At 52.5% G+C, this 12,590-nt stretch carries 13 protein-coding genes; 4 read left to right on the top strand and 9 right to left on the bottom strand.

Features of this window, described 5'->3' with window-relative positions:
* Positions 1-33 precede the first annotated feature (33 nt).
* A complete protein-coding gene (locus NSP04_RS07550) occupies positions 34-3,309 on the bottom strand; it encodes a transglutaminase family protein (protein WP_257511735.1) in 3,276 nt (1,091 codons plus the stop codon).
* Between the two features lie 59 nt (positions 3,310-3,368).
* Here NSP04_RS07550 and NSP04_RS07555 point away from each other — a divergent pair, with 59 nt between their 5' ends.
* The 4 genes from NSP04_RS07555 to NSP04_RS07570 all read left to right on the top strand — a co-directional run bounded on the left by NSP04_RS07555 (position 3,369) and on the right by NSP04_RS07570 (position 7,017).
* Complete coding sequence (locus NSP04_RS07555) at positions 3,369-3,914, top strand: pyridoxamine 5'-phosphate oxidase family protein (protein ID WP_257511736.1); 546 nt, start codon at positions 3,369-3,371, stop codon at positions 3,912-3,914.
* Positions 3,915-4,163: 249 nt separating this feature from the next.
* Positions 4,164-5,015 (top strand): glutathione-dependent disulfide-bond oxidoreductase, encoded by an 852-nt coding sequence (yghU, locus tag NSP04_RS07560; RefSeq protein WP_257511737.1) that lies wholly within the window; start codon positions 4,164-4,166, stop codon positions 5,013-5,015.
* A 14-nt stretch (positions 5,016-5,029) separates the two neighbouring features.
* Complete coding sequence (locus NSP04_RS07565) at positions 5,030-5,425, top strand: hypothetical protein (protein ID WP_257511738.1); 396 nt, start codon at positions 5,030-5,032, stop codon at positions 5,423-5,425.
* Between the two features lie 41 nt (positions 5,426-5,466).
* Positions 5,467-7,017 (top strand): phospholipase D family protein, encoded by a 1,551-nt coding sequence (locus NSP04_RS07570; protein ID WP_257511739.1) that lies wholly within the window; start codon positions 5,467-5,469, stop codon positions 7,015-7,017.
* Between the two features lie 19 nt (positions 7,018-7,036).
* On the opposite strand, the gene iscX is transcribed toward NSP04_RS07570, so the two are convergent.
* The 8 genes from iscX to iscR are packed head-to-tail and all read right to left on the bottom strand — an operon-like array spanning position 7,037 to position 12,529.
* The gene (gene iscX, locus NSP04_RS07575; protein WP_257511740.1) at positions 7,037-7,231 is read right to left on the bottom strand and encodes a Fe-S cluster assembly protein IscX; all 195 of its coding nucleotides are present in this window, start codon (positions 7,229-7,231) and stop codon (positions 7,037-7,039) included.
* Between the two features lie 17 nt (positions 7,232-7,248).
* The gene (fdx, locus tag NSP04_RS07580) at positions 7,249-7,587 is read right to left on the bottom strand and encodes an ISC system 2Fe-2S type ferredoxin (protein ID WP_257511741.1); all 339 of its coding nucleotides are present in this window, start codon (positions 7,585-7,587) and stop codon (positions 7,249-7,251) included.
* Between the two features lie 32 nt (positions 7,588-7,619).
* Positions 7,620-9,506 carry a Fe-S protein assembly chaperone HscA gene (gene hscA, locus NSP04_RS07585; RefSeq protein ID WP_257511742.1) on the bottom strand — a complete coding sequence of 629 codons (1,887 nt, stop codon included), beginning with the start codon at positions 9,504-9,506 and terminating at the stop codon, positions 7,620-7,622.
* Entirely contained in the window at positions 9,506-10,054 is a 549-nt protein-coding gene (gene hscB, locus NSP04_RS07590; protein WP_257511743.1) for a Fe-S protein assembly co-chaperone HscB, read from the bottom strand. Before hscB ends, hscA begins: the two co-directional genes overlap by 1 nt.
* On the bottom strand, positions 10,054-10,377 hold the full coding sequence (gene iscA / locus NSP04_RS07595; RefSeq protein WP_257511744.1) for an iron-sulfur cluster assembly protein IscA: 324 nt from the start codon (positions 10,375-10,377) through the stop codon (positions 10,054-10,056). Before iscA ends, hscB begins: the two co-directional genes overlap by 1 nt.
* Positions 10,378-10,393: 16 nt before the next feature.
* Positions 10,394-10,774: a Fe-S cluster assembly scaffold IscU gene (gene iscU, locus NSP04_RS07600; RefSeq protein WP_257511745.1), complete on the bottom strand. Its 381-nt coding sequence runs from the start codon at positions 10,772-10,774 to the stop codon at positions 10,394-10,396.
* Positions 10,775-10,801: 27 nt separating this feature from the next.
* Positions 10,802-12,013, bottom strand: coding sequence for an IscS subfamily cysteine desulfurase (locus NSP04_RS07605; protein WP_257511746.1), 1,212 nt, complete (start codon positions 12,011-12,013; stop codon positions 10,802-10,804).
* Positions 12,014-12,040: 27 nt separating this feature from the next.
* Positions 12,041-12,529 (bottom strand): Fe-S cluster assembly transcriptional regulator IscR, encoded by a 489-nt coding sequence (gene iscR, locus NSP04_RS07610; protein WP_257511747.1) that lies wholly within the window; start codon positions 12,527-12,529, stop codon positions 12,041-12,043.
* Positions 12,530-12,590: the final 61 nt, after the last annotated feature.

The raw sequence follows: 12,590 nt of genomic DNA on the forward strand, positions 1-12,590 counted from the left end.
ACTGCCTAAGATTCGGTGCCCTATTGTAATTGTCTAACACCACCTTAGGTCGAGAGTCATGGGGAACTCGGGCCTTCCACTTGGGCTTTTTGTACTAACAGTGCCTTGCGTATGGCCCATGCGGAAGAAGCGGGTTAGTCGGCGGCTTTCCGCTTCGAAGGCATTTACAGGGAAAATGTCATAATTTCGGCCGCCTGGGTGGGCCACATGGTATTGGCAACCCCCCACGCTGCGGTTGTTCCAAGTGTCAATCAAATCGAATACCAAAGGGGCGTGCACACCAATGGTGGGGTGTAGCGCATTCGGTGCCTGCCATGCTCGGTAACGTACACCGGCCACATATTCACCTTCGGTGCCTGTGCTGTGCATCGGCACAATGGTGCCGTTGCAGGTTAAAACATACCGCTCATCCACAAAATTCTTCACTTTTACTTCAACGCGTTCCAGTGAGGAATCAACATATCGCACCGTGCCGCCCGGCGCACCTTCTTCGCCCAGTACATGCCAAGGTTCCAGCGCACTGAAAATTTCCACTTCCACACCACGGCTGGAGAAATCCCCCATTTTTGGAAATCGGAAGGCGAAGTGCGGGTCGAACCAGTCGAGCTGAAATGGGAATCCTGCCGCCTGCAAGTCGGCCACTACATCGGCAATGTCGTTTTTAACAAAAGTAGACAGCATGAACTGGTCATGAAGCCTTGTACCCCACTTGACCAATCGTGCGGTGTAGGGTGTTTTCCAGAACTTTGCAATCAGTGAGCGCAGCAGCAGTTGTTGGGCCAGGCTCATTTGCGCGTTCGGTGGCATTTCGAAAGCGCGCAGTTCCAGCAGGCCAAGGCGGCCCGTCGAAGTGTCGGGGCTGTAAAGTTTGTCGATACAAAACTCACTGCGGTGAGTGTTGCCGGTGGCATCAATCAAAATATTGCGCAGTAAGCGGTCAATGATCCATGGCGGGGGCGACCCACCATATTTCTGCATTTGATTATTCAGCTCATTCAACGCCAATTCCAGTTCATGAACTTGGTCGGTGCGTGCTTCATCCACGCGTGGTGCCTGGCAGGTTGGGCCCACAAAAAGACCTGAAAACAGGTATGACAACCCGGGGTGGTTGTGCCAGTAACGCAGCAGGCTACCCAGCAAATCCGGGCGTCGCAGGAATGGGCTGTGCTCTGGGCTTTCACCGCCCATCACGAAATGATTGCCGCCACCTGTGCCGCTGTGTCGCCCATCCAGCATGAATTTTTCGCTTGAAAGGCCAATCAGCCTGGCTTCTTCATACAGATTGGTGGTCAGGTGCAGCAACTCCCCCCAGGTTTTGCTGGGCTGTACATTCACCTCGAGCACGCCGGGGTCGGGGGTTACCTGCAACATGGTCATGCGTTTGTCGCGTGGTGGGCCATAACCCTCCATCACCACGGGCTGGTTCAAGGCCTGCGCGGTGTCTTCAATTCGTGAAACCAGGTCCAGGTAGTCGTCCAATTCTTCAAGCGGTGGCATGAATACATACAACTGTCCGTCGCGCACCTGCACGCACATGGCAGTTCGCACAATGTGCGTGGCCGATTCCTTGTTGGCAGGCTGTGTGTCGTCGGCTTCTACTGATTTGGCCACAGGCTTTTGCAGGGCATTGCGCGCAATTGGTTTGGGCGCGAATGGGTCTGCAGGAATGGTGTACGGGTAATCTTTTTTAGCCACCCAGGGTTGGGAATCAAGTGGCAGGCGGTAACCCATGGGTGAATCACCGGGCACCAGGTACATGCGTTCATCGCGAAGAAACCATTGACCGCTGCGCCACTGACCGTTTTTGGCTTGAATGGGCACGCAATAGCCGACTTCTTCCGTCAAACCTTGGGTAAACACCTTGTTTAGGCGCTTTCGTTCCAGTGGGTCATCCAGGCGGGAATCGAACGGATCCACATTCACCGGCAATTTGCGTTCGCGCCACATGTAGTACCAGGCATCTTCAAACCCTGCCATCACATAGCGGGTGTGCAAACCCAAACGGCCGCACAGGCCTTCCATGAATGCCTTGGCGCTGGCATTGGTGGCTTTACCACCTTTTGGTTCGTGGCTTAGCAGTGCCGGATTTTTCCAGATCGCTTCCCCACTTTTCAGCCAGTACAGCGAAAGTGCCCAACGCGGCAGTTGTTCACCTGGGTACCACTTGCCTTGCCCGAAATGATAGAAACCACCTTTGCCATAGTACTTCGCCAGCTTATTCAGCATTTTGATGCCGTAATCGCGTTTGGTAGGCCCCAAGGCATCAATATTCCACTCGGCAGCACCGCGATCAGTATTGGCCACGAAGGTGGGCTCTCCACCCATGGTCAGGCGCACATCCAATGCCTCCAGCGCTTTGTCCACTTCAAACCCAAGTGCCTCAATGCCTTTCCATTGTTCCTCAGTGTAGGGTTTGCTAGTGCGAGGCGACTCGTAGACCCGCTGCACACTCATTTCATGTTCAAACTCAACTTCACACTCATCAAGTGCGCCAGTGATAGGCGCGGCACTGCCGGGTTCAGGCGTACATGCCAAAGGAATGTGGCCTTCGCCAGCCAGCAAGCCGGAAGTGGGGTCTAGCCCAATCCAGCCAGCACCAGGCAAATAAACCTCGCACCAAGCATGCAGGTCAGTGAAGTCTTTTTCAGGACCATCCGGGCCGTCTATGGCTTTTACGTCGCTGGTGAGTTGGATCAGGTAACCTGAAGCGAATCGCGCAGCCATGCCCAGTCGTCGGAATATCTGCACCATCAGCCAGGCAGTGTCGCGGCAAGAGCCCGAGCCATTGTTCAGGGTTTCATCCGGGGTTTGAACACCTGGTTCCATGCGGATCAAGTACTTGATTCGATTGGCCAGGTCCTGATTCAGGGCAACCAAAAAATCAATGGTTTTCACCCGGCTTAAGTTCATTTCGGCCATGTAGGCATTGAATGCCTTGCCGGTGTGGCAGGCAACCAGGTAGGGGGCCAACTCCTGGTCTAGTGCTTCATCGTATTTGAAGGGGAAATACTCTGCGGATTCTTCCAGAAAGAAATCAAAAGGATTCAACACTGACATTTCCGCAACCAAGTCGATCGCGATTTCCAGCGTTTGGGTGCGTTCCGGGAATGTCAGGCGCCCTAGGTAATTGCTTTGTGGGTCTTGTTGCCAGTTAATGAAGTGGGTCTGCGGCAGCACCTTCATGCTGTAGCTTAAAATGCGCGTACGGCAGTGGGGGGCAGGGCGTAGACGCACCACTTGGGGGCCAAGGTTGATAAGGCGGTCGTAGCGGTAGCGTGTAATATGGCGCAGAGCAACGTGAATAGACACTTTGTAATCCCAAAAATGAAGCCGAACAAACAAAACCAGTTTACGGCGTGGAGGCAAGCATGAACCATGCCGAAGAAATATGGAAAACTTTGGTGCGCGCCACTGTTGACAAAAAGCACCCCTGGCGCGTGGTGGGCTTTGGCACAGCAGGCCAGCATGGCCCGCAGGTGCGTTCCGTTATTTTGCGTGGCGCCAATCCAGAAGAACGCCAGTTGGTGTTTTACACCGACAAGCGCAGCCAGAAAATCAGCGACATAGAAAACGACCCGCGCGTGGCATTGTTGTTCTGGAATGCCAGAAACAATACCCAACTGCGAGTATGTGGCATAGCTGGGCAGCAGGCCAGTGAATTGATTGTGAATAGTCTTTGGTTGCGTATTCCCGACTACGCGCGCAAGGACTACGCCACCTTAAGTGCGCCGGGTTCTGTAATTGAAACATCCCCATCGGGCATAGCACTTGAAAATGCCAGGGAAAATTTTGTGGTTCTGAATGTGATGGTGGAATACATGGAAATGTTGCGCCTTGACCGAGATGGCCATGTACGAATTGCATTTGCGTTGAATGAGATGAATGAATGGATTCAGACGGAACTGATTCCCTAAAAAATTGAACCAATCTATTTCTTCGTCTACGCAATGAATAGCAGGTGCAGGTATGCACCTGCATTCCATTCATTGGAAGGCAGTATGTCGATCGAACCGGTTTCGGGTTGTAGCTAGGCAGCGATGCTGCAATTGCCCTGATAGAGAGCTTTGTGTACCAAGTGGGTTGAAGCCTTACTAAATTCCCAGTCCGGTTTGCTATCCTTACCAAAGGGCATGTCAGTAACCGTGAAATGAAGGGAAATTCCAGTGAGCAATGACCAATACACACCACCCAAAGTTTGGGTCTGGGACAAAGAAAATGGTGGTAAGTTTGCAAACATCAATCGCCCAATCGCCGGGCCGACGCATGACAAAGAACTACCTGTTGGCGAGCATCCCTTGCAGTTGTATTCGCTGGCCACACCCAACGGTGTGAAAGTAACAGTAATGCTTGAAGAATTATTGGCGCTAGGTCATTCAGGCGCTGAATACGATGCATGGCTGATCAACATCTCCAATGGCGATCAGTTCAGCAGCGGTTTTGTTGAAGTAAACCCCAACAGTAAAATTCCCGCTTTGCTAGATCGCAGCACCACGCCAGCTACTCGCGTATTCGAGTCCGGTGCCATTCTTTTGTACCTTGCTGAAAAATTCAAGGCATTCCTGCCCACCGATGCATCAAAGCGTACTGAAGCCTTGTCTTGGTTATTCTGGCAAATGGGCAGCGCGCCCATGCTGGGTGGCGGCTTTGGCCATTTCTATGCCTATGCCCCTGAAAAGTATGAATACCCGATTAACCGGTATGCCATGGAAGTAAAGCGTCAACTTGATGTTCTTGATCGTCAACTGGCCAAGAACCAGTTCATTTCAGGCAATGAGTACACCATTGCCGACATGGCCATTTGGCCTTGGTACGGGGCTTTGGTCACCAACAAAGTCTATGAAGCTGCCGAATTTTTGGAAGCGAATACCTACACCCATGTTTTGCGCTGGACGCATGAAATTGCTGCACGCCCTGCGGTGGTTCGCGGTCGCATGGTGAATCGTGGCTGGGGCGACGCCAACGAGCAAGTACCCGAACGGCACAGTGTCAGCGACTTTGACGGCAAAGCCGTTTAACCGGAGTAATTGAATTGCACAAAGTTATTTGTATTGGCTTGCTGGCAGGCTTGGCCGGTTGCGCTTCCAGTCACGATTTATCCAGTGGTTCCAATATGCTGGGTGGTGGCTACAAACAAGAAGAATTGGGTCCAGGTCTCTTTTCGATTTATGCTCGTTCAAATCATGCGCCATGGGCCAACTATGAAGCAGCACGTGTTACCTGGCGCAATGGTGCTGAAAAAGCCTGTGGCTCGGGTGCGTACGATGAGTTGGCAATCAACGAAAGTGAGCGCGACACCGGCCTGCAAACAAGCACAGGGGTGCGCTACATGGTGACCGAACGAACAGGCTATGCCCAGTGTGATTCAAGCACATTGAGCGAAAGCGAAGTGCAGCAACGCGTGAACAAAGATTCACTAATTCGATAATTGCATGCGTTTTTGACCAAGTGTGGGTCAGCAGGACAAAGATGATTAATCATTTCAAATCGCTTTCAGTGGCGGCGTTGCTGTTGGGGCTGTTGCAGGGGTGCGCCCTGCCACATCTCAACGAAAGAACTACATCAGCTGCCCTGGGTGAACAACTTGCCAGAGAAACCCGCTTGGGGCAGGCTTTGGCTCCGCGAGAGCACAACAACAAAGGCAAGGATGGAATTTACCCAATTCAGGATCCGACAGAGGCATTGGCCAGCCGAGTTGCCCTTGCCAGAACGGCCGAACGCACCATCGACATTCAATCCTACATTTGGCGCGATGACACCACCGGTACCTTGTTGTTGAACGAGCTTCGGCGCGCCGCAGATCGAGGCGTGCGAGTCCGTCTGCTTCTGGACGACCACGGCATGACAGGGCTTGACAACAAGCTCAATGCGCTTGATCGGCACCCCAACGCCGAGGTCCGTTTATTTAATCCTTTTGTGATCCGCAACCCAAAGTGGTTGGGTTACATCACTGATTTTCCGCGGGTGAATCGTCGCATGCACAACAAGTCGTTCACCGTGGACAACGTGGTGACCATTTCAGGTGGGCGCAACATCGGCGACGAATATTTCGGAGCTACCAATGTGGCCTTGTTCAACGACCTCGATGTATTGTGTGTAGGCAACGTAGTTCGGGTGGTTTCTCGCGATTTTGATGCTTACTGGCACAGTGATTCTTCCTACCCATCGAACAAGATCCTGATCCCGTCAGACCCAGACCTTCTTGACAAACTCGATTCAGAAGAGTTGGGTGCCTTTGATGCAGACCGAGCCGCGAAGTACACACTTAAGGTACAAGATTCTGTGTTTCTTCGAGATTTCCTGAATGGTATTTTGCCTTTTCAGTGGACTTCTGTGCGCATGGTCAGCGATGACCCGGCGAAAGGTTTGGACGAAGCCAGCCGCGAAGACTACCTGGTGGCTGAATTGCGTGATTTCATCGGAGAGCCCAAGTTCAGTTTGAGTGTGGTGTCTCCTTATTTTGTTCCTTCAGAAAAAGGCATTGAATTTTTTTCAAGGTTGGCCAAGGCCGGTGTAAATGTTCAGGTTCTTACCAATTCACTGGAGGCCACCGATGTGGCAGCGGTACATTCCGGCTATGCCAAGACCCGACAGGAATTGTTGAAGGCTGGTGTGAAACTGTTCGAGTTGAAAAGTACTCCTGGCGTGTCGGCACCCAGTCGCGCCAAGCGAAACTTGATGTTGGGCAACTCCGGTTCTAGCTTGCACACCAAAACATTCTCGGTCGACGGCACACGGGTGTTTGTGGGGTCGTTTAATTTCGACCCACGCTCAGTGAATTTGAACACTGAAATGGGATTTCTGATTGATAGTCCAGGTTTGGCCACCCAAATAGATCTGGGCTTTCAGGCATTGCCCGCCACAGCGTATGAAGTTCGGCTGGATGAAAATGAGTCGCTGGTGTGGATAGAAAGACAGGGAGGGAAGGAGGTTGTGCACAACCTGGAGCCCAAGGCCACCATGTGGCGTAAAGCAGTGGTGTTTTTTTATTCCCTGCTGCCCATCAATGATTTGTTGTAGCAGCAGGAATATTCAAGGCTTAGTCTTGTTCTTCAATCCACGTCATCTGGATGGCTTCCAGAATTTTTTCATTTGATTTTTCCGGGTCGTCTTCAAAGCCGGGCAGGGCGCAAACCCAACTGTGCAAATCAGTGAAGCGAATGTACTGAGGGTCTACATCCGGGTGGGCGTCGATCAGTTCAAGCGCAATGTCCAGCGTGTCAGTCCATTTCATGGTGCAAGTTCCTACTATTAATGGTTTTCGCGGGCGTGGTTGATGGTGTATTTGGGCAGTTCAACCACCAAATCCTTGTCGGCCAGTTTCACCTGGCACGACAAACGGCTTTGCGGGGTCAAGCCCCAGGCCATGTCCAGCAAGTCATCTTCGTCGTCGTCACTTTCGGTCAGGCTGTTGAAACCTTCTTTAATTACCACGTGGCAAGTGGTGCAGGCGCAACTCATTTCACAGGCATGTTCCAAAGCAATTCCATTGGCCAAAATGGTTTCACACAGTTGTGCACCCGTTGGTGCTTCAATGGTTTTGCCTTCCGGGCACAAGCTTTCATGGGGCAAAATTTTAATAATGGGCATGTAACAATCTCTCGTATTCAGTTAATTTGCTTCTATTTTGAAGAAGCACCGCCCAGCGTGGTGCTGACGGTGTCGATGGTCTTTCCGGTCAATGCTTTGCGAATACCCGCATCCATGCGGCGCGCAGCAAAGTCTTCGGTAAGGTGGCTTAGGTCTTCAATACCTTTTTCAATGGCGCGCAGTTCGCTGCTTTCCGCCAGGGCACGCAGGGCTTCAATGCTGCTTTCAATACCGGAACGTTCATCGCTTGTCAGCAATTCACTGTCTTTGGCGATGGCTGCTTCAACCGATTCCACCAAACGCAGTGCTTCCACTTGCTGCTCGCGCAGCTGGCGCGCATTCATGTCTGATTCAGCAAACTCAAAGCTGTTTTTCAGCATGCCGGCAATTTGATCGTCGTCCAGTCCGTAGGAAGGCTTCACCGTGATGTTGGCAGAAACGCCTGATCCGGTTTCCATGGCATTCACTGCGAGCAAGCCATCCGCATCCACCTGGAAAGTCACGCGAATGCGTGCAGCACCAGCCACCATGGGTGGAATACCGCGCAGCTCGAATCGGGCCAGCGAACGGTTTTCTGAAACCAGCTCGCGCTCGCCTTGCAGCACATGAATGGCCATGGCGGTTTGGCCGTCTTTGAATGTGGTGAATTCTTGCGCACGCGCCACCGGAATGGTGCTGTTGCGGTTGATAACGCGTTCAGTCAGCCCGCCCATGGTTTCCAGGCCCAAGCTTAGCGGTATAACATCCAGCAAAAGCAATTCATCGTCGTTCCGGTTGCCAGCGAGTGTATCCGCCTGGATGGATGCGCCAATCGCCACCACTTCATCGGGGTTCAAGTTCACCAAAGGGTCTTTGCCAAAAAAGGCTTTTACCGCCTTGCGGATCACTGGCATGCGGGTAGAGCCACCCACCATCACCACGCCATCAATGTCATCAATAGTTAAGCCGGCATCTCGCAATGTTTTGCGGGCGGCTTGAATGGTGCGCTTGACCAAAGGTTCTACGATGGTTTCAAACTGTTCGGCGGTTACTGTTTCAGCAATGGTTTCACCGCTTTTGAATTCAACACTTAGAAAGGCAGTGTGCTCGTGGGAAATTTGTTCTTTCACACGACGGCACGCCATCACCAGGCGTGAACGTTGTTGCGGGTTCAATTCTTCAAAGCCGTGGTTGCCAATGAAGTGATCGGCCATGGCACGGTCGAAGTCGTCGCCACCCAAAGCAGAATCACCGCCAGTGGCCAACACTTCGAATACGCCTGCTTGCAAGCGAAGGATGGACACATCGAATGTGCCACCACCCAAATCGAACACAACAAACTGGCCTTGGGCTTTTTGATCAAGACCGTACGCCACTGCAGCGGCGGTGGGCTCGTTAATCAAGCGCAGCACATTCAAGCCCGCAAGTTGGGCTGCATCTTTGGTGGCCTGGCGCTGTGCGTCGTCAAAATAAGCTGGTACGGTAATGACCGCACCCACCAGTTCGCCGCCCAAGGTGGCTTCAGCACGTTTGCGCAAGGCACGTAAAATATCGGCAGATACTTCAACAGGGCTTTTGGTGCCGTAATCGGTCTCAATTTCAACCATGCCGCCAGAATCTTTGACGGTGTAGGGCAGGTTCAAACCCTGCACGTCTGCATAGCCACGGCCCATCAGGCGCTTCACCGAGAACACGGTGTTGAAGGGGTCAGTGTCGGCACACGCCAAGGCATCTTCACCCATGTTTTTTACACCGTTTTCACCGTAGCGCACCACGCTGGGCAAAATAACCCGGCCCGATGCATCGGGCAAACATTCAGCACTGCCACTGCGCACGCTGGCCACCAGCGAATGCGTGGTGCCCAAGTCGATGCCCACAGCAAGCCTATGCTCGTGGGGCGCAGTCGACATGCCGGGTTCGGCAATTTGTAACAAAGCCATTAGCTGGCGTCCTCCAGTTGCTCCAATTTCTTGGTCAACTCAATCATGAATTTGTCGATAAACAGCAAGGCCTGCGCGGTGCCGTTGGCCGCCTGCGCATTCTTCTCACCGTCAATTTGTTGTGCGATCAGCGTTAAGCACCGTTTTTTCTCAGCGCCCACTTCATCCAGCAAGTCTTCGACCGCCTCCACACCTTCAATTTCTTCAAGTGCTTCACGCCATTCCATTTGCTGCATTAACAGGGCGGGGGGCAAATTGCTTTGTTGCCCACGCGGGCTTTCACCGTTCAGTTCACACCAGTAAATGGCGCGTTCCATCGGGTTTTGCAAGCGTTTGTAGGCCTCGTTCACACGCGTGGCCCATTGCACGGCCAGCCGCTTTTCCTGCGCGCTAGAATTCGCGAACCGGTCGGGGTGGGTTTGGCTTTGAAGCCGCAAATAAGAAGCAGAAAGGGCTGCACTGTCCAGTTCAAACTGGCAGGGCAACCCAAATATGTCGAAATCACTGTCGCTTAACTTAATTGCTAACTTAGTTGCTGAATTAGCCATTACACAGTGAAGCTTTCACCACAGCCGCAGCGCGCCTTTTCGTTGGGGTTGTTGAATTTGAAGCCTTCGTTCAAACCCTCTCGAGCGAAATCAAGCTCGATTCCTTCTAGGTAGGGCATGCTTTTCGGGTCTACGAACAGCTTCACGCCATGGGCTTCGAACACATTGTCTTCATCGGTCACCGCATCAACAAACTCGAGCTTGTACGCCATGCCGGAACACCCGGTTGTGCGCACGCCAATGCGCAGGCCAATTCCCTTGCCACGTTTGGTCAGGAACTTGCTAATGTGGTCGGCGGCGCGTTCTGTCAATGTAATCGCCATGGTGTCAACTTCCTTTTTAAGCGTGCTTCTTTTTGTAATCTTCCACTGCGGCCTTGATGGCGTCTTCGGCCAAAATGGAGCAGTGAACTTTTACAGGTGGCAGTGCCAGTTCTTCGGCAATCGCGGTGTTCTTGATTTCCAAAGCCTGGTCCAGGGTTTTGCCCTTGACCCACTCAGTTACCAATGAAGACGATGCAATGGCTGAACCACAACCGTAGGTTTTGAATTTCGCGTCGGTGATCAAGCCATCGGCCCCGACCTTGATTTGCAGCTTCATGACGTCGCCGCAAGCAGGTGCCCCCACCATGCCTGTGCCCACTTCGTCGTCGCCCTTTTCAAACGAGCCAACGTTGCGGGGGTTTTCATAATGGTCTAGAACTTTTTCGCTGTATGCCATGGTACTTCTCCTCAATCTTTAATTGGTTTAGTGCTCTGCCCACTGCACGGTGCTTAGGTCGACGCCGTCCAGGTGCATTTCCCAAAGTGGCGACAATTCGCGCAACTTCGCAACTTTTTCTTTCATCAATTCAATCGTGAAATCAACATCGGCCTCGGTGGTGAAGCGGCCGATTGAAAAACGAATCGAGCTGTGGGCCAGTTCATCGCTACGACCCAGAGCGCGTAGCACGTACGATGGTTCCAGCGAGGCGGATGTACAGGCCGAGCCCGATGACACCGCAATGTCTTTTACCGCCATGATCAATGACTCGCCTTCCACAAAGTTGAAACTCACGTTCAAGTTGTGTGGAATGCGCTGCTCTAAATCGCCGTTCACATAAATTTCGTCGATGGCTTTCAAACCATTCAGCAGACGGTCACGCAGTGCGCGCATGCGGGGCAATTCGCTGGCCATTTCTTCTTTGGCAATGCGGAATGATTCGCCCATGCCCACAATTTGATGCGTGGCCAAAGTGCCAGAACGCATGCCGCGTTCGTGGCCGCCACCGTGAATTTGGGCATCAATGCGAATACGGGGCTTGCGGCGCACGTACAGGGCACCAACACCCTTGGGGCCGTAGGTTTTGTGTGCACAAAAGCTCATCAAATCCACTTTCAGTTTTTGCAGGTCAATTTCAACCTTGCCAGTGGCCTGGGCTGCATCCACATGAAAAATGATGCCTTTTTCGCGGCACATCTCGCCAATGGCGGGAATGTCTTGAATCACACCAATTTCATTGTTCACGTACATGATTGAAATCAGCACGGTGTCTGGGCGAATGGCCGCTTTCAGCGCGTCCATGCTCACCAGGCCGTTTTCCTGAACGTCCAGGTAAGTGGCTTCGAAGCCATGGCGTTCAAGGTCACGGAAAGTGTCCAGCACTGCCTTGTGCTCAGTTTTCACGGTAATGATGTGCTTGCCTTTGGTTTCGCCATAGAACAGCGCTGCGCCTTTGATGGCCAGGTTGTTTGATTCAGTGGCACCAGAAGTCCACACGATTTCACGTGGATCGGCGTTGACCAAGGCCGCGACATCTTCACGGGCTTTTTCAACAGCTTCTTCAGCAGTCCAGCCGTAGGCGTGGCTACGCGATGCCGGGTTGCCAAAGCTTTCGCGCAGGAAAGGGATCATGGCGTCGGCTACGCGCGGGTCCACTGGGGTGGTGGCGCTGTAATCGAGATAAATCGGCATCTTCATAATGTGTGTGCTCCAATCAACTGCAAATTAATGTGTGTGTTGTGTAGCCACGGCTTTTGTAGCCGTTGGCCTGTCACGAAACTGAATGGTTCGTTCCGCGTCTTTTTCTTTCTGCTTGTGTTTTTCAACCAGACATTGAAGGGTTACGGACCCCAAATACTCAAGCATTTTTGTGTTCAGGCTGCTCCACAGGTCGTGCGTCATGCACTGGCCTTCCTCGGTGCAGTTTTCCTTGCCGCCGCACTGCGTGGCGTCCAAAGGTTCGTCAACCGCCAAAATGACGTCGGCCACACTCACTTCTTTGAGGGATCGGGCGATATGATAACCGCCGCCGGGGCCACGGACACTTTCTACCAATTCATGGCGTCGCAATTTGGAAAATAATTGTTCCAGGTACGACAAGGAAATGCTTTGGCGCTGGCTAATACCGGCAAGTGACACCGGCCCAGTGTCTTGCTGCAAGGCAAGATCAATCATGGCGGTTACTGCAAATCGGCCTTTCGTGGTTAAGCGCATGGCACTCCCTTTTCAACCTTCAGGTTAATTCCTACTAATTCACTCAAGTATAGCAAAGTTG

It is taken from the genome of Limnobacter parvus (assembly GCF_024623725.1).
In the GTDB taxonomy this organism is placed as follows: Bacteria; Pseudomonadota; Gammaproteobacteria; order Burkholderiales; family Burkholderiaceae_B; genus Limnobacter; species Limnobacter parvus.

What these genes read in the sequence shown, in the direction of transcription:
- NSP04_RS07555 (WP_257511736.1), top strand. Translation starts at nt 3,369, where the DNA reads ATGAACCATGCCGAAGAAATATGGAAAACTTTGGTGCGCGCCACTGTT.
- NSP04_RS07570 (WP_257511739.1), top strand. Translation starts at nt 5,467, where the DNA reads ATGATTAATCATTTCAAATCGCTTTCAGTGGCGGCGTTGCTGTTGGGG.
- iscX (WP_257511740.1), bottom strand. Translation starts at nt 7,231, where the DNA reads ATGAAATGGACTGACACGCTGGACATTGCGCTTGAACTGATCGACGCC.
- fdx (WP_257511741.1), bottom strand. Translation starts at nt 7,587, where the DNA reads ATGCCCATTATTAAAATTTTGCCCCATGAAAGCTTGTGCCCGGAAGGC.
- hscA (WP_257511742.1), bottom strand. Translation starts at nt 9,506, where the DNA reads ATGGCTTTGTTACAAATTGCCGAACCCGGCATGTCGACTGCGCCCCAC.
- hscB (WP_257511743.1), bottom strand. Translation starts at nt 10,054, where the DNA reads ATGGCTAATTCAGCAACTAAGTTAGCAATTAAGTTAAGCGACAGTGAT.
- iscA (WP_257511744.1), bottom strand. Translation starts at nt 10,377, where the DNA reads ATGGCGATTACATTGACAGAACGCGCCGCCGACCACATTAGCAAGTTC.
- iscU (WP_257511745.1), bottom strand. Translation starts at nt 10,774, where the DNA reads ATGGCATACAGCGAAAAAGTTCTAGACCATTATGAAAACCCCCGCAAC.
- NSP04_RS07605 (WP_257511746.1), bottom strand. Translation starts at nt 12,013, where the DNA reads ATGAAGATGCCGATTTATCTCGATTACAGCGCCACCACCCCAGTGGAC.
- iscR (WP_257511747.1), bottom strand. Translation starts at nt 12,529, where the DNA reads ATGCGCTTAACCACGAAAGGCCGATTTGCAGTAACCGCCATGATTGAT.